The sequence below is a fragment of the Thermococcus nautili genome (genome assembly GCF_000585495.1).
Taxonomy (GTDB): Archaea; Methanobacteriota_B; Thermococci; order Thermococcales; family Thermococcaceae; genus Thermococcus; species Thermococcus nautili.
Genome location: NZ_CP007264.1, coordinates 822,122 through 842,947, shown reverse-complemented (window position 1 = coordinate 842,947; position 20,826 = coordinate 822,122). Strand labels below are relative to the sequence as shown.

Annotated in this window: 23 protein-coding genes; 14 read left to right on the top strand and 9 right to left on the bottom strand. The window is 56.0% G+C overall.

Annotation, left to right across the window (positions count from 1 at the left end; genetic code table 11):
- Entirely contained in the window at positions 1-438 is a 438-nt protein-coding gene (locus tag BD01_RS04635; RefSeq protein WP_042690626.1) for a GIY-YIG nuclease family protein, read from the bottom strand.
- Positions 439-496: 58 nt separating this feature from the next.
- Between BD01_RS04635 and BD01_RS04630 the strand changes: the two genes are divergently transcribed.
- Positions 497-877 carry a DUF2095 family protein gene (locus BD01_RS04630; RefSeq protein ID WP_042690623.1) on the top strand — a complete coding sequence of 127 codons (381 nt, stop codon included), beginning with the start codon at positions 497-499 and terminating at the stop codon, positions 875-877.
- A gap of 1 nt (position 878) precedes the next feature.
- The gene (gene trmY / locus BD01_RS04625; RefSeq protein WP_042690621.1) at positions 879-1,484 is read left to right on the top strand and encodes a tRNA (pseudouridine(54)-N(1))-methyltransferase TrmY; all 606 of its coding nucleotides are present in this window, start codon (positions 879-881) and stop codon (positions 1,482-1,484) included.
- Here the strand turns inward: trmY and BD01_RS04620 are convergent.
- A complete protein-coding gene (locus BD01_RS04620; protein ID WP_042690618.1) occupies positions 1,468-1,914 on the bottom strand; it encodes a single- stranded DNA-binding family protein in 447 nt (148 codons plus the stop codon). The two genes, trmY and BD01_RS04620, sit on opposite strands and share 17 nt — an antisense overlap.
- A 57-nt stretch (positions 1,915-1,971) precedes the next feature.
- Here BD01_RS04620 and BD01_RS04615 point away from each other — a divergent pair, with 57 nt between their 5' ends.
- Positions 1,972-2,643: an adenylate kinase gene (locus BD01_RS04615; protein ID WP_042690616.1), complete on the top strand. Its 672-nt coding sequence runs from the start codon at positions 1,972-1,974 to the stop codon at positions 2,641-2,643.
- Here BD01_RS04615 and BD01_RS04610 read toward each other — a convergent pair.
- Positions 2,609-3,352, bottom strand: a complete 744-nt coding sequence (locus tag BD01_RS04610; RefSeq protein ID WP_042690614.1) for a hypothetical protein — start codon at positions 3,350-3,352, stop codon at positions 2,609-2,611. The two genes, BD01_RS04615 and BD01_RS04610, sit on opposite strands and share 35 nt — an antisense overlap.
- 72 nt (positions 3,353-3,424) lie before the next feature.
- On the opposite strand from BD01_RS04610, the gene BD01_RS04605 reads away from it, so the two are divergent.
- The 3 genes from BD01_RS04605 to BD01_RS04595 are packed head-to-tail and all read left to right on the top strand — an operon-like array spanning position 3,425 to position 4,676.
- Positions 3,425-3,706 carry a ubiquitin-like small modifier protein 1 gene (locus tag BD01_RS04605; protein ID WP_042690611.1) on the top strand — a complete coding sequence of 94 codons (282 nt, stop codon included), beginning with the start codon at positions 3,425-3,427 and terminating at the stop codon, positions 3,704-3,706.
- Entirely contained in the window at positions 3,706-3,987 is a 282-nt protein-coding gene (locus BD01_RS04600) for an MTH1187 family thiamine-binding protein (RefSeq protein WP_042690608.1), read from the top strand. The genes BD01_RS04605 and BD01_RS04600 overlap by 1 nt, the downstream gene beginning before the upstream one ends.
- Positions 3,987-4,676, top strand: a complete 690-nt coding sequence (locus BD01_RS04595; protein ID WP_042690605.1) for a class I SAM-dependent methyltransferase — start codon at positions 3,987-3,989, stop codon at positions 4,674-4,676. The genes BD01_RS04600 and BD01_RS04595 overlap by 1 nt, the downstream gene beginning before the upstream one ends.
- Here the strand turns inward: BD01_RS04595 and BD01_RS04590 are convergent.
- Both BD01_RS04590 and glmS read right to left on the bottom strand, forming a co-directional pair.
- Complete coding sequence (locus BD01_RS04590) at positions 4,652-7,639, bottom strand: peptide transporter (RefSeq protein ID WP_042690602.1); 2,988 nt, start codon at positions 7,637-7,639, stop codon at positions 4,652-4,654. The two genes, BD01_RS04595 and BD01_RS04590, sit on opposite strands and share 25 nt — an antisense overlap.
- 10 nt (positions 7,640-7,649) lie before the next feature.
- Entirely contained in the window at positions 7,650-9,458 is a 1,809-nt protein-coding gene (gene glmS / locus BD01_RS04585) for a glutamine--fructose-6-phosphate transaminase (isomerizing) (protein WP_042690600.1), read from the bottom strand.
- Positions 9,459-9,577: 119 nt separating this feature from the next.
- Here glmS and BD01_RS04580 point away from each other — a divergent pair, with 119 nt between their 5' ends.
- Positions 9,578-9,772, top strand: coding sequence for a PCNA-inhibitor (locus BD01_RS04580; RefSeq protein ID WP_042690597.1), 195 nt, complete (start codon positions 9,578-9,580; stop codon positions 9,770-9,772).
- Here BD01_RS04580 and BD01_RS04575 read toward each other — a convergent pair.
- Positions 9,767-10,918, bottom strand: a complete 1,152-nt coding sequence (locus tag BD01_RS04575) for a methyltransferase domain-containing protein (protein ID WP_042690594.1) — start codon at positions 10,916-10,918, stop codon at positions 9,767-9,769. The genes BD01_RS04580 and BD01_RS04575 overlap by 6 nt on opposite strands.
- 60 nt (positions 10,919-10,978) lie before the next feature.
- Between BD01_RS04575 and BD01_RS04570 the strand changes: the two genes are divergently transcribed.
- Entirely contained in the window at positions 10,979-12,394 is a 1,416-nt protein-coding gene (locus BD01_RS04570; RefSeq protein WP_042690593.1) for a dolichyl-phosphate-mannose--protein mannosyltransferase, read from the top strand.
- Here the strand turns inward: BD01_RS04570 and rnhB are convergent.
- The 3 genes from rnhB to BD01_RS04555 form a co-directional block, all read right to left on the bottom strand.
- Entirely contained in the window at positions 12,366-13,007 is a 642-nt protein-coding gene (rnhB, locus tag BD01_RS04565; RefSeq protein ID WP_051482221.1) for a ribonuclease HII, read from the bottom strand. The two genes, BD01_RS04570 and rnhB, sit on opposite strands and share 29 nt — an antisense overlap.
- 61 nt (positions 13,008-13,068) lie before the next feature.
- A complete protein-coding gene (locus BD01_RS04560; protein WP_042690588.1) occupies positions 13,069-13,890 on the bottom strand; it encodes a metal ABC transporter permease in 822 nt (273 codons plus the stop codon).
- Positions 13,887-14,681 (bottom strand): metal ABC transporter ATP-binding protein, encoded by a 795-nt coding sequence (locus BD01_RS04555; protein ID WP_042690585.1) that lies wholly within the window; start codon positions 14,679-14,681, stop codon positions 13,887-13,889. The genes BD01_RS04560 and BD01_RS04555 overlap by 4 nt, the downstream gene beginning before the upstream one ends.
- A 175-nt stretch (positions 14,682-14,856) precedes the next feature.
- On the opposite strand from BD01_RS04555, the gene eif1A reads away from it, so the two are divergent.
- The 6 genes from eif1A to BD01_RS04525 are packed head-to-tail and all read left to right on the top strand — an operon-like array spanning position 14,857 to position 20,824.
- Entirely contained in the window at positions 14,857-15,219 is a 363-nt protein-coding gene (gene eif1A, locus BD01_RS04550) for a translation initiation factor eIF-1A (protein WP_042690582.1), read from the top strand.
- Positions 15,220-15,235: 16 nt separating this feature from the next.
- On the top strand, positions 15,236-16,012 hold the full coding sequence (locus BD01_RS04545; protein WP_042690580.1) for a serine protein kinase RIO: 777 nt from the start codon (positions 15,236-15,238) through the stop codon (positions 16,010-16,012).
- Between the two features lie 4 nt (positions 16,013-16,016).
- The gene (locus BD01_RS04540) at positions 16,017-16,721 is read left to right on the top strand and encodes a KH domain-containing protein (RefSeq protein WP_042690577.1); all 705 of its coding nucleotides are present in this window, start codon (positions 16,017-16,019) and stop codon (positions 16,719-16,721) included.
- Positions 16,722-16,723: 2 nt separating this feature from the next.
- Complete coding sequence (top6B, locus tag BD01_RS04535) at positions 16,724-18,427, top strand: DNA topoisomerase VI subunit B (protein WP_042693152.1); 1,704 nt, start codon at positions 16,724-16,726, stop codon at positions 18,425-18,427.
- Positions 18,420-19,574 (top strand): DNA topoisomerase IV subunit A, encoded by a 1,155-nt coding sequence (locus BD01_RS04530; protein WP_042690575.1) that lies wholly within the window; start codon positions 18,420-18,422, stop codon positions 19,572-19,574. Before top6B ends, BD01_RS04530 begins: the two co-directional genes overlap by 8 nt.
- A complete protein-coding gene (locus BD01_RS04525) occupies positions 19,571-20,824 on the top strand; it encodes a DUF530 family protein (protein ID WP_042690573.1) in 1,254 nt (417 codons plus the stop codon). Before BD01_RS04530 ends, BD01_RS04525 begins: the two co-directional genes overlap by 4 nt.
- The last annotated feature ends 2 nt before the right edge of the window (positions 20,825-20,826 follow it).

The window sequence follows — 20,826 nt, the reverse complement described above, 5'->3', positions numbered from 1 at the left end:
TTACCACCGTATTTTTCCTATGTCGTCTTCGCTTTTAACGATTTTCCAGCCCAGTCCGAGCTTATCGAGAATTCCCCTCAGGACTTCGTCCGGCTCGTCCTCAAAGCGGTAGAGGTTTGTGCTCACCTTAACATCACCAGCTCCAAAGCCCGGAACCGGCTCCCCAAACTTGGAAACCTCGCGAGAGAGTTCCTCCTCCAGCTTCACCTCGCTCGGGATGAGGTAGGCCCGCAGGAGCTCGGCCTCCTTGAGGAGGTAGTCAATGTGCCAGTGTAGCTTTTTCTCCCGCCGGAAGTGCCTCGCGACGCGCTTTTCAAGGGAGTTCATGGCCGAGCCGACGTAAACGTAGTAACCCGGTTTGAGCTCGAAGGATTTCCCCTTCGTGCGAATCCTCTTCTCTTCCTCGAGCCTTATGACGAGAAAGTAGGAACCCTTCATGCTCTCCCCTTCGGGGTGGGGTTTATAAGCCCACTGCCGTAACCCAATCGGTGTGCCTATGGAGCGGAAGAAGAGACCAGTTGACGACTTCGCGTGGCAGGAGTACGATAAGGAGGAGTTTGAGAAGCGCTTCCCTGCCCTCGCGAAGGAGCTCGAGGAAGGTGGGGTTCCGATAGAGGCCTTCAGGGCCGACGAGGAGGAAGGGGAGCAGGAGGCCGAGCCGAGGAGCTTTGCCGGCTACGAGCCGACGGTCATAGACTTCCTCCGGAGATGCGAGACCGACGAAGAGGCTTTGGAGATAATCAACTGGATGGAGAGCAGGGGCGAGATAACGCCCGAGATTGCGAAAGAACTGAGGATAACGCTCGCGAAGAAAGGCGTGAGGGCCTTCGGGCCGAAGAAGGAGTGGGGCTGGTACGAGAGGCACGGGAGGGGGTGAGTTGAGAACCTTCATAATCAAGGCCAACAAGGCCAGAACGAGCCCCGACTTCAAGCTGAGCGATTTACCCGGCACAAGCGGGAGGATAGACGTCCTCTGCCGGTTTCTAAACTCCGCTTTTCTGCTCTCGCACGGCTTCCGGAAAAATGTCCGCGTCTGGCTCCTCCTCTACGGTCCGCCGAACCCGCCGAAGGCCATACGCTTCGAGGGGCCCCAGCTTAAGGTCCGCCTCAATCCCGACGAGAGGAGCACGGCGAAGCTGATAATGAAAGCCCTCAAGGCCGGTGAGGGACTGAAGGAGCCCGGGAAGGAGGTTGAGGTTTACCCCGGCCTCTACGTGAGTAACAGAACCTTTGAAGACGTTATCCGGCTGACGCTCAAGAACTCAAGGCTCTACTACCTTCACGAGGAGGGAAAGCCGATAGAGAGGGTTTCCTTCGGGGGGAACGTCGCCTTTGTCCTCGGCGACCACGAGGGGCTGAGCCGGGAGGACGAGGCATTCTTGGAGGGAATAGCGGAAAAGGTGAGCGTCGGGAAAAAGAGCTACCTTGCTTCGCACGTCGTTGCCTACGTCAACATCTTCCTCGACTCTATACCTCTTCCCTGAGCTTGAGTGAGGTGTGCTCCTGCTTGAGCTCCTCAATCCTCTCGATTAGCTCGTCGCTGAGCTTCTTGAGGTTGAGGGCGACCTCTTCGATGGCCTTAATCTTCTCCTCCAGTTCTCTCTCGCGCTCCTCCACTTCCTCCATCGCCTTCGCGAGTCTCTCTTCCTCGCCTTTCCTGTAGACCTCAATCCTGAGCGAGTCGTAGTCCCAGACTATCGAGCCGTCCTTGATTCGGAACTCGACGGTAATCCTCACAACGTCCTCCTTCGAGACGTTGAGCCTCTGGAACTCCTCGAAAATCCTCTGGTTGAGTTCGGCCGAGGCACGGATAATCTCCTTGGGCTCGACCTTCTTTCTGGCGAGAGCGAACAGAACGCGCCTTACCTTGTGGGCGTAACCGCTCGCGCGGACGTAACCGGTGCTCAGCTTCACGGCCACCACCAAAAGTTTATTCAACTCGTGTGCATAAATGTTTAATGGTGGTGCGCGGTGAACATTCTGATTTTCGGCCCTCCTGGAAGCGGAAAGAGCACGCACTCCCACAGGATAGTGGAGCGCTACGGGCTGACGTATATTTCTTCGGGCGACCTGATAAGGCGCGAAATAGAGCGCGGAACGCCGATTGGAAAGGAGATGGAAGCCTACCTGAGCAGGGGTGAGTTGATTCCGGACACGATTGTGAACACCCTCATAATCTCCAAGCTGAGGCGTCAGAGGGAGAACTTCATCCTCGACGGCTATCCGAGGACGCCCGAGCAGGTCTTAGCCTTGGAGAGCTACCTATACGACCACGGGATAAGGCTTGACCTGGCCCTTGAGATTTTCATAGACCTCGAAACCAGCGTCGAGAGGATAAGCGGGAGGAGAATCTGCCCGAACTGTGGCGCGGTTTACCACGTTAAATACAACCCACCCAAAAAGCCCGGAATCTGCGACGTCTGCGGCTCGGAGCTGATTCAGAGGCGGGATGACAGGCGTGAGGTTGTCGAGCGGAGGTACAGAATCTACACGAAGAACATGGAGCCGATAATAAAGTTCTACCGCAACAAGGGGATATACGTGAGGGTTGACGGTGACGGAAGCGTTGAGGAGGTCTGGAAGAGGATTCAGCCGTTGCTCGACTACATCAGGGCGAGGGAGACTTACCTAAAGCTTCCATGAGCTTTCTGAGTTCCTCGTCCTGCGTTAGCATCTCTATTTCCTTCTCTATATCCTTTGCGCGCTTCATAACCTGGGCGATGTTCCTGTCGCTCGGGTCGAGAACCTTGACCTGAACCTCAAGGTCTTCGGGCAGGAGCGCCTTTGCGTAGTTTCTGGCCTTGGCCTCAACGGCGTCCCTAAGGGTATCCTTCTCGGCCTCGCTCATTTTCTTGGTGAGCCTGAGGACGATGGAGACAACTTTTGGAGAAACGAGGTCCGTTGTTACGGTTAGGGATGAGAGGGGCACTCCCCAGTCCTTCAGGGTTATCATTAAACCCCTCCCGAGCCTGCGAAGGGAATCCTCCAGTTCGGGCGGTCCGCTGACCACGAGCTTGACTTCGGTTTTTTCGGTTCCCCTCGGCACGTTTTCCCTGACCTTAAGGGACTCGAGGGCAAACGCAACCCCGTAGAGCTTTCCAAAGGATGAGTTGGCTTCCTGAATGAGTTTCTCAACGATTCCCTGGATAACGGTTTCCATGTCCACTATCCCGGCGAGGCTGTGCTGGACAACCTCCACCTCGAAGCTCAAGAAGAGAACCCTTCCCTCGTGCCTGATTTTAGCATCAATTCTCTCAACGCTTGCACCGAGTGGTTCAACTGCCTCAACTATCCTCGATGCAAACAGCTTATCAACGATTGAGTAATATTCTCCGGGCTCTACGTTCAGCACTTTCTCGCCACCTTAAAATAGTAAGTGGAAATCGCTTTAAGGGTTTCCATCCATTAACCTTAGGTGTGTCTAATGAGGGTGAGGTTCTACGCTACGTTTCGCGAGCTCATTGGAAAGAAGGAGATTGAGGTTCGTGGGGTCAGAACTGTTAGAGAGCTCATAGATTACCTTGCCGAACACTACAGCCCCGAGATTAAAAAGGAGCTCCTTGAGAGTCCGCGCGTTGGGCCGAACAAGCCGATAGACGGCATGATTCTCGTGAACGGTCACAACGTTCTCCACCTGAACGGCCTCGACACCGAACTCAAGGACGATGATGAGGTGCACATCTTCCCGCCGGCGGGTGGTGGCTGATGGCCGTCGCGGAGCTCTGCATCTTTCACCTCGGAACTGGAAGCCCGAGCGTCGGCGAGTACCTTAAACCCGTTATCAAAGTAATCGAGGAGAGCGGGCTCAAATACCAGCTCTGCCCGATGGGAACCGTCGTTGAGGGCTCAATAGACGAAATCCTTGAGCTGGTGAAGAAGTGCCACGAGGCGATTTTGAAGGCTGGAGCGAAGCGCGTGGTTATAAGCCTGAGGATAGACGACAGAACCGACAAGGAACTCACCATCGAGGGCAAGGTGAAGCTTTGATGGAGTACTTTGATAAGATAGCCCACCGCTACGACGACTGGTACAGGACGAGGACTGGTCAATACGTTGACAGAACCGAGAAGTGGCTCGTCTTCTCGATGCTCAAAACCAGGTCTGGCAAAGCCCTTGACCTCGGCTGCGGAACGGGCAACTACACGCTCGAGCTCAAAAGGCGGGGCTTCGACGTAATCGGCCTCGACGCGAGCGAGGGGATGCTCAGAATAGCGCGCTCGAAGGGCCTTAACTGCATCAAGGGCAACGCCTACTCGCTTCCCTTTCCCGATGAGAGCTTTGACCTCGTTCTCAGCGTCACGATGTTCGAGTTCATTCACGAGCCGGAGAGGGTTTTAAGGGAAATCCACCGCGTCCTGAAGCCGGGAGGGGAAGTCCTAATCGGAACGATGAACGGGCGGAGTCTCTGGTTCCTGTTCAAGAGGTTGAAGAGCATTTTCGTTGAAACCGCCTACCGTTACGCGCGCTTCTACACGCCAAAGGAACTTGAGAACCTCCTAGGAAACGCCGGCTTCGAGAACGTCGAGAGCGCCGGGGTGATATTCTTCCCCTCGTTCTGGCCGTTCCTTGGCCTCGCGGAGAAAGTGGATAAAAAGTGTTACAAAAAATGCAAAAGCTTTGGAGCCTTCATAGCTGTTAGAGGGGAGAAAGCTCAGCTCCCCTCCCAGAGGACGTAGGTCTTCTTGGCGATGAATATCGGCTCAATCCTCTTGCTGACGATGACGACCTTGTCGCCGTACTTCTTCTTGAGCTCGTTTATGTAGCTATCAATGAAGTCCGCGGGAACGCTGGCCTTTCCGGTGATTACGTTGTCGCCTTTCTTGACGCTCGGGATGGTCTTCACCGGGATGTAGCCCACGATGTCCATGTGCGGTTCGAGGTAGAAGTCCGGCTTGTAGATGTCCGGCCCGTTGGGGGCTATGTAGTAGTAGACGACGCCCCTGAGGGTGAACTCAACGTTGGTGTAGTTCCTGTCGAAGGCCTCGGTGAGCTTAATCGTTCCGCTCTGGCCTGGGGCGATGACCCAGCTTGGATTCGCGAGCTTTCCGTCAACGTAGACCGGGCCGTTCGTAACGCCGACGGGGCCGTCCTGGATGAGGAGGAAGCGGTACTTGGTGGCGTTGGGCACGTAGAGGTGAACCTCAACCGGCGTCTCGTTGAGGCGGTTGACGTAGACGTTCTCCGCAACCACTTTCCTCTCGATGAGCTTGGTTCCGTTGTAGGCCTCGAAGATTATGGTGCCGTTCTTGACGTCCCTTCCAAAGGCCGAAATCCAGAGCCTGAGCGTCTGGTTTCCAAGCGGGAGCTTTCCGCCTGCCATGGTGCTGTAGAACGGCTTCCATGTTCCGTTCTGGAGGAAGTCCATCCGGTATATCGCGAAGGGGGTGAACTCGTAGACCCTGACGCTCGGGTCGTAGATTCCCTGCCTCTTGAGGTAGCCGTTGTAGCCGGTGTAGACGAGCTTGAAGTTGGCGAAGAGCTTCTGGGCGTCCCACTCGTTAATCGAGTACGGGAGGTGAAGGGCGAGCCTCACGTAGTTGCTGAAGGCTATCTTCTCGTAGGCGAGGATTCCAACGGGGTAAACCTGGTTGTTGGAGGTCTTGTAAGGAACGACGTAAAGCACGTAGGGCGAGGCGCTTCCGTTGGCCTTGTAGAAGTGCCCGTTGACGAGGTCAATGGTCATCTTGGGCTTTATGTACTGGTTGTTGCCGAGGTTGACGTAGACGGTGTTGTTCTGGATGAGGATGTTCTGGGCTGGGACGTAGCCGAACATTCCAAAGCTCTCGCCGTGAGTTATCGCACCTCCAAGGTAGGCAATGGCGCCGAACTTGCCGAAGTCGCTCTGACCGTCGAAGGGGTCGAGGAAGGTTATGACGTACTTGTCCTCCCAGGCCTCAAGGTCGACCTCGCCCTTCGCGTCGTAGTGCGAGAAGAACTTCGCTATTATGTACCTCCTGTCGTAGCCGTGACCACCGTCGCTGACGGCCCTCCTGTGGCTGAGCAGGCTCGACTCCTCCCAGTAGCCGTAGTCCCACCAGCTGAGGACGGTCGCGTAGGGGTCACTGTTGTTTCTGAGCCAGAGAAGGGCGTCGGTCCACGCCTCGGGAACGCTACCGGGCATTTCGGGATTTATGGTGCGGTAGCTGTTCATCATAACTTTCTGATTGGTGTAGGAATAGTCGGCGCTTATGTATGGCATTGGGAAGAGAATCAGCACCAGGAAGAGCGCGTAGAGGGCCTTCGTTGTGGTCGTGTCCTTCATGTTCTCCACGAAGATGAAGGCCTCACCGAGGGCTATGCCCGCGAGGAGTATGACCGCGCCAGAGGCCTGGAAAGAGAACCTGACGGCCTGCTGGAAGAGGTAGAGGACGCCAAAGTAGTAGAATATCGGCATGAAGTCCTTGTAGAGCTCGTAGCTCCCTTCCTTAACGTGTCTGTAGAACCTCCAGAGGAGGACGACGAGGCCGGCTATTGAGAGGAGGAATATTATACTGTCGCCCTTGACGACGATACCGTTCCTGTAAACGGGTTTGAGGCTGAAGGTCTTGATGACCTGGCTCCAGCTGAGACCCTGGAGCTCAGCAACAGTTTGGTAGAGCGGGGTTGAGCGCGTCGCCGCTTTGAGGAAGTTGAAGAGGTCCTTTCCGAAGTAGGCGTATATCGCAAGGAATCCCGCTATCGAGACGCCGATAACGGTTCCGAGCCTGTGCGCCAGGTCAGAGTAGTTGAGGCCAACCCTCTCGCCGTAGAGCATGACCACGGCAAGGGCCACCATCGCGAAGAGAACCTCAAGGGAGAAGATTAGGAAGTTCTTTATTCCAACGAACCCAACGTGGGCCCCGATGAGTCCGAGGACTATCGAGACGCCAAGTATCGGGTAGTACTCGAAGACGAAGCGCCTGAGCTCTTTTATCTTTCCGAATGCGAAGAACACGACCGGGACTATTGCACCGGTTGCGAGGAAAATCATGACGCCGAGCGGACTGCCGGTCCAGACTCCCATGTAAATCGGGCTGAGTATGAGGAATGCGGCCGCACCGGCTATTTTCTTCCAGTTCCAGTCCTTTTCGTCGAGGTAAACGAGCAGGAAGTAGAACGCGAAGAGGAAGAACATCATGAAGGGTCCTTCACCACGGTTGTTTCCGGAGTAGGTCTTTGTTATCGCCCCGTAGAAGCCCATCATTAAGCCTGCTCCCCAGAAGCCGGCCCAGTTTGAGTGGAGCTTCCTGCCGACGAGGAAGACGGCTATGACTATCATCGCGCCGACGAACGGTGGCCAGACCTTGAAGGCCTGGAGCTCGCTCCAGCCAAAGAGGGCGTGGGTTATCTTGTAGAAGAGCGCCTGCATCGTGTAGAGCGCCAGGTAACCGCTGGCCTTTATGCCCATCGGGGGCTCGGCGTAGGCGTAATACTTGGGAATCCACTCGTGGATTGCCAGTTTGTACATCTCGAAGTGGAAGAAGGTGTCCGGGTCAAGGAACGTCTTGTAGCTCGACGTGACTGCCCTTATCTTGTAGCCAACGTACGCGAAGAGGAGCACTATAATCGGCAACCCGTACTCCCTGAAAAGGACGTAAAACTTGGAGAGCTCGGCTTTGGCTCCCTTACGTTTCCTTTTTTCTTTAACGTCTGTCTTCATTCACACCACCTCATTCAACCGTAACGGATTTGGCAAGGTTCCTCGGCTTGTCGGGGTCGTTGCCCCTCAGCACGGCAAGGTGATAAGCCAGAAGCTGGAGCGGGACGATGTAGGGAATCGGAGTCAGGATTTCATCAAGGTCTGGCATTTCAATGAACGCATCCGAGACCTCGCGCAACCTTTCGGAGGAGCCAAGGGCTATTATGTGCGCCCCCCTCGCCTTTGCTTCCTCTATGTTGCCCAGCATCTTGTCGAAGGTCCTCCCTTTCGGCGCTATCGCCACGACCGGGACTCCGTCCTCAATCAACGCCAACGGCCCGTGCTTGAGCTCGCCGGCACTCAATCCCTCGGCGTGGATGTAGCTTATCTCCTTGAGCTTTAGGGCACCTTCAAGGGCTGTCGGAACGCCTATTCCCCTGCCTATGTAGAAGAAGTTCTCCCTGTCCTTCAGACCCTCTGCGAGCTCCCTGAGCGGTTCGTTCAGGTTCAAGATATCCTCGATGAGGTCTGGGACTCTCCTCAGGTTTTCCTCAAGTTCTTTGAGATATTCCTCATCGGCCGTTCCGAGGGTTCTGGCCAGTTCGATGGCGAGCATCGTGAGAACCGCGAGCTGTGTCGTGTAGGTCTTCGTCGCCGCGACGCCTATTTCCGGCCCTGCGTGGGTGTAGAGCGTTAAATCGGCTATCCTCGTCGCCATGCTGCCGACCACGTTGACTATGGCTAAAACCTTCGCCCCCTTCCTCTTCGCGAGCTTCATAGCGGCAAGCGTGTCCGCTGTCTCACCGCTCTGGGTTATCGCTATGACGAGGGAGTTCTCGTCAATTAAATCCTCGAACTCGTAGCGGAACTCGCTGGCGTCTTCGACGATTGGAACCTTCTTCGCCAGCCTCTGGAGGAGGTATTTGCCGACGAGGCCGGCGTGATAGGAGGTTCCCATCGCTACGATGAAGATTTTCTCGTAATCCGCTATCTCCCTTGCGACATCTCCGATTACCTTCGCGTTCCCGTGAATGGCATCCCTCAGAACCCTCGGCTGTTCAAATATCTCCTTGAGCATGAAGTGCTCGAAGCCGGCTTTCTCGGCCATCTCAAGCGTCCAGTCTATCGTCTTGACCTCCTTCTCGACTTCCTCGCCGGTTTCGAGCCTCTTCACGACCCACGATTCCTTCGTAACGACCGCATACTCCATGTCGTCGAGGAAGACGACCCTGTTTGTGTATTCGAGAAAAGCCGGGACGTCGCTCGCCGCGAAGTTCTCGCCCTCGCCGATTCCGAGCACGAGAGGGCTCTCGTTCCTGACGAAGTAGAGTCTGTCCGGTTCCTCCGTGTAGACGATTCCGAGGGCAAAGGAACCCTTAAGCTTAAGGAGAGCTTTCCGGAGGGCTTCCTCAAAGTTCTCGCTCGATTTCAGCTCCTCCTCTATCAAATGGGCTATAACCTCCGTGTCCGTGTCGCTCTCAAAGGTGTGACCCTTCTCAACCAGCTCCTTCTTCAGCTCCGCGAAGTTCTCGATTATGCCGTTGTGAACGAGCGCTATCTTTCCCGTGCAGTCTTTCTGGGGGTGAGCGTTAATATCGTTCGGAACGCCGTGCGTCGCCCAGCGGGTGTGCCCGACACCGCGCTTTCCGGGCATATCGAGGAGCTTTAACCTCTCCGTGACCTCGTCAACGCTTCCAACTCCCTTCTTGATGTACAGCTTCCCGTTTTCCTCAGTTACAACGCCAACAGAATCGTAACCGCGGTATTCGAGCCTTTTGAGGCCCTTGACGATTACTTCACAGGCTTTTCTGTCACCGATGTAGCCTATGATTCCACACATGGCAACCACCCGCCCTTACTCTCTCCCCTGATAAACCCCGGAAGTTAAAAGCTTTCCTAAGAAGGTTGAACCAGGGAAAAGCCTTTATACAACGGCTTCAATCTTCGGTGGGTGGGCGGATGAACAGGAAGCTTGACGAGTTCATCGGGGACGTGAAGCCCAGGATAAAATCCGATGAGAAGCCCAGAAGGAAGAAAAAACGACTGAAGTCAACGAACCTCGACTCTTTTCTCCCTGAGGAATACGTTAACTATTTCAAAGGGCTGAGAATAGGCTCGAAGAAGATTAGGAACGCGAGGATAGAGGAGCTATAGCGCCTCGGCTATGACTGCTTTCTCCCCGACCTTGAAGACGAAGGCCCGCCTATCACCCTTCAGGCCGGCCTCTATCTTCCGCCTTATCCGCCAGTACTCCTCCTGCGGGACGCTCATCTTCAGCGTCGCCCTTCCAAAGCCCTCTCTCCTCAGGAGGTCGTTAATCCTGACCGGATGGAACGGCAGAACCGCGACGACTGAATACGTCCTCTTGAGGTAGGGACTCTTAATCGGCTCGTCGCCCGTAGCTAAAACGCGCCTCTTCTCGCGAAGGAGCATCTTTGCGTTGCCATCGAGCCTGTGGAAGAGCTCATTGAGCAAATCGGCATAATCAACGGCCTGCGGAATCTCGTAGAGGTACTGGCCGGGCTTTTCAGTCCACTCGACGACCTTCTCAAGGTTCGGGTCGCTCTCAAGTCTGACTCCCGCCGGAAGGATTACGGCGCTCCTCTCGGCTTTCGCGAGAGGTTCGGTGTAGAAGGTCAGCCTGTTGAGGTGGCCGTGCAAATCAACGTACTCGAACTCGCCCTTCCATGGAACCCTCTCGCGCCTCATCTGGGGGGGCAAATCGAATATGAACGCGTCTGTTTTGGCTTTGTAGGCGTTGTAGATTTCCAGCGGGCTTGGGAGCAAATCCTCAAGCCTCCTCTCGGGCATTTCCGGGGGCCGGGCCGGGTCCGAGAATATTACCTCTGCGTCTATTTTCTCCACGGTCTCCGGGGCCAGAGAGTCGGCGTTTATGAACTCGATGTTGGTAACTCCATAGCGCTCGGCATTCCTCCTCGCGAACTCTATCTTGAGCGGGTCTATGTCTATTCCATAAGCTTTCTCGACCTTCATCGCGTAGAAGATGAGCTGGATTCCGATTCCGCAGGAGACGTCGGCGATGCTCCGGACTCCGAACTCTTTCAGGCGCTCGGCGCGATATTTAGCAACCACCTCGTGGGTGGCGTAGCGGAGGCCTTCAAGGTCCATCCACAGGTCGTCGCGCGAGAACTTGTCTTTAGCCTTAATCCTCGCCCTCGCTATCTCCGCTATCAGCTCCCAATTCTTGCCGAGCCTCGCGCGGAGCTTCTTCTCGTCGAAACCGCGCTTTATGAGCTCCATTGCCTCCCTGACTTTTTCCTCGGTGATTTCCGCCAACATGTTCTCGCCTAAGGGGAGAGGCTTAAAAACGTTGCCCGCTTAATTTGAGCGGTGTTAATAATGGACTGGAAGAGGGCCGCTTTTGCGCTCATCGTTGCCCTAACGATGGTCGGTACCGTGTGGTTCGCCTATCACTTCGCTTCTCAGCCAGGCCTCAACGACTACATCGGCGACGAGGTCTGGTACGTGCCCGCGAGCAGAAACGTCCTTCACCTTCTCGGAGTCAACGTTACCTACGAGTTCAACGGCACCTACGGTGTCAACGTCATCTTCGCAAACGAGAGCGACAAGTTCAAGTACCTGAGCACGGCCGATGCTATCGCGGCCTTCAGTGGTGTGAGGCTTAGAATCGAGTACTACAACTTTCCCGGTGTCTACTACGAGATTCCCAAGGGGGAGTATCGAGATTTCCTTGAAAAGCTCTCGACCCAACTGCCCGATGGGAGCTACTACATCGTTCCAGGCTTCAGGTATCCTGACAAAGAGAACATACAGAACTATCTCAACACGGAGCACCCCTTCCTCGGAAAGGACTTCATAATGCTGGGCATGGTTCTGCTCGGGGACAGGCCAATCAGCTGGCGCCTCCCGGGTATAATCGAGTTCGCCCTCATAGAGCTCCTCGTCGTTCTCGCCGCTTACAGGATAAGCAAAAGCTACCTCGCGTCGCTCATAGCGCTCGCCTTCGTGGTTGCAGACCCGACGCTTCAGGCAACCTCTGTCGCGGCAATGCTCGACATCCATGTGGCGTTTTTCGTCGCGCTGTTCGTCTTCGCCCTGGCCTACGAAATGGAGCTCGGCTCTTCAATATCCCTGGGCCTCGCCGGGGCAACGAAGCTCAGCGGTGCCTTCGGCTGGCCGGTCCTCCTGTGGAGGGCGCTCAGGAGGGAAAAGTCCTTCGTAAGGTTCTTCTCAATCGTCGTGGTAATTCCTGGCATCGTTTTCCTGCTCCCGGAGCTCCCCATAATAAAGGCGATAGGCTTCATTCCCTGGCTCAGGGAGTTCCTTGGAAGCTTTAGATGGCACCTCAGCTACAAGGGCCCGAACCCGAACACCTCGCCCTTCTGGCAGTGGTTCGTCAACTACAGGGCCTTTCCCTTCCACTTCAACCCCAACGTCTTCGCGAGCACCGACCCGGTTCTTCTGCTCGGCATGGTAGTTCTAATCTTCGCGATGCCCTGGCTTCACAGGAGAAAGCCGGGAATCCTTGCGCCCTTCATGGTCTTCTGGAGCACCATCGGCCTCTTCGCCCTCCAGTACGCCCTCGGCGGGAAGACGCAGTTCAGCTTCTACGCAACGGTTCTCGTTCCGCCCGCTTCGGTCGTCATGGGCGTCGCGCTGAACGAGCTCCTCAGGTGGGAGGCCTTCAGAAGCTCCCTGGACTTCTACTGGGAGAAGCTGAAGGAGTTCAAGGACTGGGCCTTCCAAAAGCTTGGCTCCGAGAAATCTATCTCCTCAGAAAGTCCTCAAGACTGAGCTGGCCTTTCTTTGATTTTTTGGTTTCCATCTCAGCCCTGAGCCTCTCTTCAATCTTCTTCAGCGTCTTCCACCCCCTCCGCACAATCGGCGGGAAGGCACCATGCTCCCTGTAGTAATTTTCAAGAAACGCCCTCGTCCTCGGGTCGCTCGGATAGCCACTCCCGATTTCGCCGTATTCTGCCTTCAGCTTCTCGATTTCCCTGTCGCGGGTTACTTTTGCGACGATTGAAGCGGCGGAAACCACCGGAAAGAGCGCGTCGGCTCGATGCTTCGCTATGATTTCGGCTTCAAAGCTCAACCTCTCCTTCAGCTCCCTCCCAAAGCGCTCCTCGTCAACGTCGGCGGCATCGGCATAAATCACGTCGGGCTTAACCTTCAGGGAGTTCAGGGCTTTCGCGAAGTTCTCGACCTCGAACTCGTTGAGCGTTCCCTCGCGGGAGCTTATTTCCTCTGGCGAGAGGACCAGAACGACGTAATCGTCCGCAAGGCTTAGAATCTCGTTGAAAAGCTTTTCGCGCCTCTTCGGCGTCAGCTTCTTCGAGTCCTTAACTCCTAGCTCCTCAAGCCCCGGCAGGTTCTCCTCGTCAACGACTATAGCCGTGATGACCATCGGGCCTATCACCGGCCCCCTGCCAGCCTCGTCGATGCCCGCTATCTTCCGTCCCAAGGTTTCACCTCCGGAAGAGGAGCGCGCCGTAGATTAGGCCCAGCATTATGGTCGCTATACCGCTCGGCGGGATTGCCGTGAAGTAAGCCAAAACCACCGACGAGAGCTGGACGGTGAGGGTTAAAAGCAGGCTCACCGCGAGGACCTTCCTCAAATCCGAGCTCACCATCAGCGCTATCGCGCCGGGCAGGACGGCAACGACCTGGAGGGTTATCAGGCCGACGGTCTGGACGATTAGGGCACCGATAGCGCCCACGAGGACGTAGAGAATCATGAGGTAGGCCCTCGCGTTCCCGCCGTAGCTCTCCATTCCCTCCGGGTCGAAGCTGAGGTAGAGGAAGTCGCGGTAGAGGAAGAGGAGGACGAAGAAGATGAGCGCACCGCCGAGGATGAGAACGGCTAGGTCTTGGAGCGTTATGAGAAAGATGTCGCCGGTCAGGTAGGACACGATGTTCTCGGTAAGCGGAAAATACGGCCTGCTCGCCATAACCTTGTAAAGGATTCCGAAGCCGAGAACGGTAAGTCCGGCAACGAAGCTCGCCACTATTCCTACGGCCGAATCCGGGGTGAAGCCGAGCTTTTCGAGCTGGGCTATGATTAGGACGATTGCAATCGTCACTACGAGCGCGATAAGGGTTACGAGGGCGTAGCTGTTGAAGAGGAGCGCGAGAATCATCCCGAGGACGGCTCCAAGGAGGAGGGCGTGAAAGAGCGCGTGGGTGAGGAAAGCCAGGCCCTTGGTATTTATCAACGGACTCAGCAGACCGAGGAGGACGCTGACCATTATGCTCGCCAGGATTGCCCTCAGTATGAACTCCGGAATCACAGCCCACCCCCCCTGTCCCTGTGGAGGTGGAAGTCGCCGGTTATGCAGTAGAGCTTTCCGCCGACGGGGATTACCTTCGCCAGCGGGCCGTAGACGGACTTGATGACGCCGTCGGTGAGGACTTCCTCCGGTCTTCCAAAGGCTATCAGCCTCTTGTTAATCAGCATCACGAGGTCGCCTATCTCAAGGAGCGGGTTTATGTCGTGGGTCGTTATTATCATCGTGACGTTCTTCTCGGATTTTATCTTGCTGAGGACGTTCGTTACCTCTGCCCTCGCGCTCGGGTCCAACGCCGAGAGTGGCTCGTCAAGGAGGAGCAGCTTGGGGTCGCTCATTAAAGCCCTCGCGAGCAGAACCCTCTGCTTCTGCCCCCCAGAAAGCTCGCGGAAGAGCCTGTCCTTGACGTGCCCGAGGCCGACAAAGGTTAGAACCTCCTCCGCCTTTCTTAGAATTTCCTCTGAAATCTTGAAGTGGACGAAGCCCCTCCTGTAGAGCCCGCCCATCGCGACAACTTCGAGGGCCGTTAGGGGAACGCGCTCGTTGAGGGAACTGCTCTGGGGGACGTAGCCTATCAGATGCCTCGCGTCGCAGGGGTCCCTTCCAAAGACGAGGAGCTTTCCCCGGTATTCGCGGTGGAAGCAGGCTATCGTCTTGAGGAGCGTCGTTTTTCCCGCACCGTTCGGGCCGAGGAGGAGCAGGGTTTTACCCTCGTCTAACCTGAACGTCACGTCGCTCAAAGCAGGTTTGCCCTCGTAGAGTATCGTCAGGTTTTCGGCTTCCACCGCGGTCATATCAATCCCACTCCAAGTATTTCGGTCCGTTTTTAAACTTTAATGTTCCTATGGTGGACAAGTCTGGGTAATCCCGTTGCAAAAATTTTAAAAGTTTGGGACTAAAGGCCACTTGGAGAATTTTTGCAGGGGTAAGCTTATAAGGGCTCACGCAGAGCGGTTGGGGGTGATGCTCATGGCGTACAAGGGTGGAAAAGGTAAAAAGAACAGGCAGGTGGAGGGTGATGAGGTTATTCGCGTTCCCCTCCCGGACAGGAGCCAGGGACAGCTCTTCGGAGTTATAGAGCAGGCCCTCGGCGCCGGATGGATGGACGTCCGCTGCGAGGACGGCAAGATAAGGAGATGCAGGATTCCGGGTAAGCTCAGGAGAAGGATGTGGATGCGCGTTGGCGACGTCGTCATCGTCCAGCCCTGGCCCGTTCAGACCGACGAGCGCGGGGACATAGTTTACCGCTACACGAGAACCCAGGTGGACTGGCTCCTCAGGAAGGGCAAGATAAGCCAGGACTTCCTCACAGGCGGGGAGCTGTTGTTCTGATTCCGAGTGATGGGAGATGCGCGAGGAAGCCATTGAGCGGGAAGTCGAGGAGATACTGGGCCTCAGGGATAAGCGGGAGAAGGACAGCGAGCTCTACAAGATAGCCAACGAGGTCTTCGACAGGACGACGAAAGAAACCCTGGCCTACCTCCACCGGCGCGGTAAAATTGAGGAGCTCTACGGCGTAATAAGCACCGGCAAGGAAGCAAACGTCTTCGCGGGAGTTGATGCCGAGGGCAATAAGATAGCGGTGAAGATTTACAGGACGTACACCACCGAGTTCAGGAGGATATGGGAGTACTTAGCCGCTGACCCCCGCATCGGCTACCTGCCGAAGGACATGCGGAAGCTCGTCTTCGTCTGGACTCGGAGGGAGTTTAAGAACCTCCAGAGGGCGATAAAGTACGCGGTTCGCGTTCCCGAACCGGTAATCTTCCGCAACAACGTCCTGGTAATGGAGTTCATTGGCGATGAGATGCCCGCTCCAAGGCTGAAGGACGTTGAGAGGGAGCTTGAGAGGAGTGACTTTGAGGAGCTCTACGATTACCTAATCGGCGTCATCGAGAGGCTCTGGAAGCGCGGTGACATGGTTCACGGCGATTTGAGCGAGTACAACGTCCTGCTCTGGGACGGGCCGGTGGTCATAGACTGGTCGCAGGCCACCGTCAGGAGGAACCGCATGAGCGTCGAGCTTTTAAAGCGCGACCTGAGGAACGTTACAAGCTACTTCGCGAGGAAGGGGGTTGAGGTTGAGGACTACGAGGTGAAGCTCCGCGAGCTGATTGAGAGGTGAGAGCATGGACGAGTTTGAGAGACTCCTGAAGAAGTACGAGCGCGTTGATAAGGATGGAAAACCGATTGAAGAACCCGAGTTCGGCGAGATTGACTACGTGGCCGAGGGCGAGCAGGAAGAGTTTGTGAGGATTCCAAAGGAGAGGATAGCGGTCCTCATAGGCAAGAAGGGCAAGACCAAGAAGGAAATCGAGGAGCGCACCGGAACCAAGATAGAGGTCGACAGCGAGACGGGAGAAGTTTTCATCACCGCCACGAAGAAGACCAAGGACCCCCTTGCCGTCTGGAAGGCGAGGGACGTGGTTTTGGCCATAGGCAGGGGTTTCTCCCCCGAGAGGGCCTTCAGGCTCTTCAACGAGGGTGAAATCCTCGAGGTTGTCAACCTCACCGACATCGTGGTTGGGAACGAGAAGAACGCCCTGCCGAGGGTCAGGGGTAGAATCATCGGGCGGAAGGGAAGGACGAGGGAGATTATTGAGGAGATGAGTGGCGCTGACGTTAGCGTTTACGGAAAGACCGTCGCGATTATCGGCAACCCGATTCAGGTAGAGGTGGCAAGAACGGCTATAGAAAAGCTCGCCAAGGGCTCGCCCCACGGCGTCGTTTACCGCTACCTCGAAAGGCGCAAGAAGGATTTGGAGCTCGAAAGCTCCGCCTACTACGAGGCCCTTGAGGGCGGGCCCGAGCTTGAGGATTGGGAGGAGGAATGACGATGGCCGAGGCGAGTCAGCTCTTTAAGGAGTTCAAAATTCAGAGCGTCAGCGAGTTCTTCAGGCGAAACGCGGCAATGCTCGGCTACACTGGAAAAGTCCGCTCGCTTACAACGCTCGTCCACGAGGCGGTGACGAACTCGCTCGACGCCTGTGAGGAGGCTGGAATTCCGCCCTACATAAGGGTCGAGATTGAGGAACTCGGGAGGGAGCACTACAAGGTTGTCGTTGAGGACAACGGCCCGGGAATCCCGGAGAAGTACATAACCCACGTATTTGGAAAGATGCTGGCCGGAACGAAGGCCCACAGGAACATACAGAGCAGGGGCCAGCAGGGTATCGGTATAAGCGGTGCTGTGATGTTCGCCCAGATTACGAGCGGTAAGGCGACCCGCGTGATTACTTCAACGGGAGACGAGATAATAGAGGCCTGGGTGAAGATAGACGTCGACAGAAACGAGGGTAAAATCGTCAAAAAGGAGAAGCACCCGAACCCGGACGGCTGGCACGGGACGAGGATAGAGCTCGAGGTTAAGAACGTTAAATACATCCGCTCGAAGCAGGGCGTTTACTGGTACCTCAAGCTCACCGCGATAGCCAATCCACACGCCCACATCGAGCTCATCGAGCCCGACGGAAGGCTAATCGTCTTCCCGCGCTCGAGCGACGAGATTCCGGAACCGCCGGTTGAGATGAAGCCCCACCCGAAGGGCGTCCTGACGGACGACGTTTACAGGATGGCCAAGAAGACGAAGAGAACAACGGTGAGGCGCTTCCTCGTTGGAGAATTCTCGAGGATAAGCGACAAGAAGGTTGACGAGCTCGTCGAGTACATAGCGGCGCTGAGGCTCATCAAGACGGTCGAGGACAAGAAGGTTCAGGAAGGGCTCTACGAGAGGCTCATGAAGGGCGAAGTCAAGGCCGTTCTCCGTTCTTTCAAGGGCTACACCAAGGTCGTCAAGCAGGTCGCGAAGATGATGGAGAAGCCGCCTGAAAAGCTCACCTGGCACGAGGCTGAAGAGATAGTCGAGGCCTTCAAGTACATGAAGTTCCTCGCTCCGCCGACGCACGGCCTCAGGCCCATAGGCGAGGAGAACATTGAGAAGGGTTTGAAGGGAATCCTCAAGCCGGAGTTCGTAACGGCCGTAACGAGACCGCCGAAGGTCTACTCGGGCGGAATCCCCTTCCAGGTCGAGGTCGGCCTTGCCTACGGCGGTGAGATACCGAGCGGTTTTGAGCTCCTCCGCTACGCGAACCGCGTTCCGCTCCTATTCGATGCCGGCTCGTGTGTGACCACTCAGGCGGCCCGTTCGATAGACTGGAAGCGCTACCGCGTTGACGACCTCGACAGAACCCCGCTCGTGCTCATGATTAACGTCGTTTCAGTCCACGTCCCCTACACCGGAACCGGAAAGCAGAGCATAGCCAACGACGAGGACATCTACAACGAGATTCGCCTGGCCATAATGGACGCGGCGAGAAGGCTGCAGACCTACCTCAGCGGAAAGCACAGAAGGCTTTACCAGGTCAAGAGGAAGAAGACCTTCGAGAAGTACGTGCCCGAGATAGCGAGGGCTTTAAGCATACTGACCGGCGAGCCGGAGGAGAAGATTAGGGAGTACTTCCTCAACTTCATTGAGAGCCACTTTGCCTCGAAGGAGGCCGTTTCAGAGGGTGCCGCCCCGGAGGTGAGCGAGAATGCCTAAAGCAATAAAGCGCGAGAGGCCCAAGGAGAAGTTCTCCTACGACCCCAAGAAGGTCTTGAGCAAGCTCGAAGAGTACGGAAGGAGCGTCCTTGAGGCTATCAAGGCCGGTAAGAATCCCTACTTCGATATACCAACGCGCGGACTCAACAACGTCTACTTCGACGAGAAGAGCAGGCTAATCAAGATGGGCGACAAGCTCTCAAGGCGTTACTTCCTCAACGTGGCTCACGCAAGAAAGTTCATGCAAACCTTACTCATAATGGCCTACGTGAAGAGGCTCGTCGCCGAGGGCAAGCACGCGAGCCTTCGTGAAGCCTACTACGCCAACAAGCACACGATTCCTGGAACGAAGGAGAACACCTTCGAGGACCAGCGCGAGAGCGACCCCATCATAGAAGACCTTGAGAGAATGCTCGGAGTCCTGCGTGAGGAGATGCACATCACAGCGGACAGGCGCGGTTACATCTACGGCGACATAGTGATTCGCGACGGTGAGGACGAGTTCAACGCGAGCAAGCTCGGAAGCGGCGGCTGGGCGGTTCCTGGAACGGTGGAGCACATTCAGTTCCCGGAGATAAACGTTGACTACGCCCTCGTTGTCGAGACCGCCGCTATGGCCGACCGTCTCATCGAGGAAAAGTTCCCGAAGAAGGAGAAGGCCCTAATCATAGCGACGCAGGGACAGGCCTCGCGTGGCGTTAGAAGGCTTATCCACAGGCTCCACTACGAAGAAGGCCTGCCAATCATCGTCTTCACCGATGGCGACCCCTACGGTTGGTACATCTACTCCACCATAAAGCAGGGCTCGATAAACCTCGCTTACCTCAGCGACAAGCTGGCAACGCCCGAGGCGAGGTTCGTGGGCATGACGATGGACGACATAAAGCGCTATGGTTTAGAGAACGTCACCGAGAAGCTCAAGGGAATCCCGCCCAACAAGAAAGGTGGCCCGACGGGCGACTACAAGAGGATCCTTGAGGAGATGGAGTACCCCTGGTTCCAGAACAAGGAGTGGCAGAGACAGCTCAAGATGGCCCTCAAGTGGGGCGTCAGGATTGAACAGCAGGCCTTAGCTAATAAGTCCCTCGAGTTCGTCGCCAAGGAGTATTTGCCAGAAAAGATAAACAACGGTGATTTGCTGCCATGACGACGACTGAAGAGCTCGTCGCCCAGGTCAACAAGATACTCGACGATATCGGGATAGACCTGGGCGAGCTCTTCGAGAACTTCGAGCCGGCCAGGTTAGCCTACACCCTCCAGCGCAACGTTTCCCTTCTGAACGACCTCCAGGACGAGCTTGAGAGGCGCGTTGGGGAAACGGCTCCGTCCGTCCGCTTCATGGACAAGAAGAACAAGGACCCCCACCTCCAGTGGATTTACAGGAAGAAGCACAACAGGGCTTTGGCCCTTGAGAGACTCCGCTCCGCTATAACCGCCCACAAGATGGCCTTAGCTCTGCTCTCGGCCAACTACACCTTCAAGCTCGGCAGGAAGGAGATTCCGGTAGATGCCATAACGAAGGAGAACTTTGAGAAGGTCAGGGCCGTTGAGAAGCCCGTGAAGCTCGGCAGGCTTGAAGTTCTTCCACACCTCGCCTACTCCGGCGACGTGCTCAGGCTTCTGGCCAAGGAGAGCATTGAGGTCAGGGAAACCTTCAAGTTCATCAAGGGCAAGCTCCGCGAGAAGGGAACCGTCAGGACGAAGAGCATAAGGATTGAGGTCGAGTACTTCGAGAACAACAGGCTGAAGAAGGCCCGCCTCGACCTTCCGGCCGATGCCGACATCGAGATGGAGCTCAGGAAGCGCTTCGGAAGAAGGTTCCGCTGGCGCGTTCTGACGTTCGTGAAGACGAGGGGGGTTCTCATAAACAACCACTACACCGTTGACAACCTCGCACTTGCCTACGCCTCCCTCGACCCCGAGAACGGCGCCGAAAAGCTCGGCCTGGACATCTTCCGCTACTACTTCCTCACCTCTTCCACGGAGCGCGAGACCCTGGGCATCTTCCCGGGGATAAAGCTCTGCGTCGACTGCCACTACTCAATCCTCGATTTGCCCTTCAGGCACGAGAAGGACTTCAAGACCGGGCAGGGGAGCATCTACGTCATAAGGAAGTGCGAGATGGAGGAACAGCTGACCGGGAAGAGGAAGGACATAACAACGATTCCCAACTACCTCCTCGGCGGGGTTCTGCTCTACGGCATGAGCCCCTACGACGAAGGAAAAGTCGCGGAGCTCCTTGGAATTGACGAGGCCGAGCTGGAGGAGGCCATAAAGAAGTTCGTGATTTCCGGCCTGCACAAGGTTCTGTTCAGCGAGAGCGAGCTGAAGAAGTTCGAGAAGTTCATGCCGAAGAGCGACAAGGCCAAGCGCTTCCTCGACCTCCTGCAGGGGTGAGG

What these genes read in the sequence shown, in the direction of transcription:
- BD01_RS04540 (WP_042690577.1), top strand. Translation starts at nt 16,017, where the DNA reads ATGGACGAGTTTGAGAGACTCCTGAAGAAGTACGAGCGCGTTGATAAG.
- BD01_RS04580 (WP_042690597.1), top strand. Translation starts at nt 9,578, where the DNA reads ATGAACAGGAAGCTTGACGAGTTCATCGGGGACGTGAAGCCCAGGATA.
- BD01_RS04530 (WP_042690575.1), top strand. Translation starts at nt 18,420, where the DNA reads ATGCCTAAAGCAATAAAGCGCGAGAGGCCCAAGGAGAAGTTCTCCTAC.
- BD01_RS04525 (WP_042690573.1), top strand. Translation starts at nt 19,571, where the DNA reads ATGACGACGACTGAAGAGCTCGTCGCCCAGGTCAACAAGATACTCGAC.
- BD01_RS04590 (WP_042690602.1), bottom strand. Translation starts at nt 7,639, where the DNA reads ATGAAGACAGACGTTAAAGAAAAAAGGAAACGTAAGGGAGCCAAAGCC.
- BD01_RS04600 (WP_042690608.1), top strand. Translation starts at nt 3,706, where the DNA reads ATGGCCGTCGCGGAGCTCTGCATCTTTCACCTCGGAACTGGAAGCCCG.
- BD01_RS04575 (WP_042690594.1), bottom strand. Translation starts at nt 10,918, where the DNA reads ATGTTGGCGGAAATCACCGAGGAAAAAGTCAGGGAGGCAATGGAGCTC.
- BD01_RS04555 (WP_042690585.1), bottom strand. Translation starts at nt 14,681, where the DNA reads ATGACCGCGGTGGAAGCCGAAAACCTGACGATACTCTACGAGGGCAAA.
- glmS (WP_042690600.1), bottom strand. Translation starts at nt 9,458, where the DNA reads ATGTGTGGAATCATAGGCTACATCGGTGACAGAAAAGCCTGTGAAGTA.
- top6B (WP_042693152.1), top strand. Translation starts at nt 16,724, where the DNA reads ATGGCCGAGGCGAGTCAGCTCTTTAAGGAGTTCAAAATTCAGAGCGTC.
- BD01_RS04570 (WP_042690593.1), top strand. Translation starts at nt 10,979, where the DNA reads ATGGACTGGAAGAGGGCCGCTTTTGCGCTCATCGTTGCCCTAACGATG.
- BD01_RS04605 (WP_042690611.1), top strand. Translation starts at nt 3,425, where the DNA reads ATGAGGGTGAGGTTCTACGCTACGTTTCGCGAGCTCATTGGAAAGAAG.
- BD01_RS04635 (WP_042690626.1), bottom strand. Translation starts at nt 438, where the DNA reads ATGAAGGGTTCCTACTTTCTCGTCATAAGGCTCGAGGAAGAGAAGAGG.
- BD01_RS04630 (WP_042690623.1), top strand. Translation starts at nt 497, where the DNA reads ATGGAGCGGAAGAAGAGACCAGTTGACGACTTCGCGTGGCAGGAGTAC.
- rnhB (WP_051482221.1), bottom strand. Translation starts at nt 13,007, where the DNA reads ATGGTCATCACGGCTATAGTCGTTGACGAGGAGAACCTGCCGGGGCTT.
- BD01_RS04545 (WP_042690580.1), top strand. Translation starts at nt 15,236, where the DNA reads ATGCGCGAGGAAGCCATTGAGCGGGAAGTCGAGGAGATACTGGGCCTC.
- eif1A (WP_042690582.1), top strand. Translation starts at nt 14,857, where the DNA reads ATGGCGTACAAGGGTGGAAAAGGTAAAAAGAACAGGCAGGTGGAGGGT.
- BD01_RS04595 (WP_042690605.1), top strand. Translation starts at nt 3,987, where the DNA reads ATGGAGTACTTTGATAAGATAGCCCACCGCTACGACGACTGGTACAGG.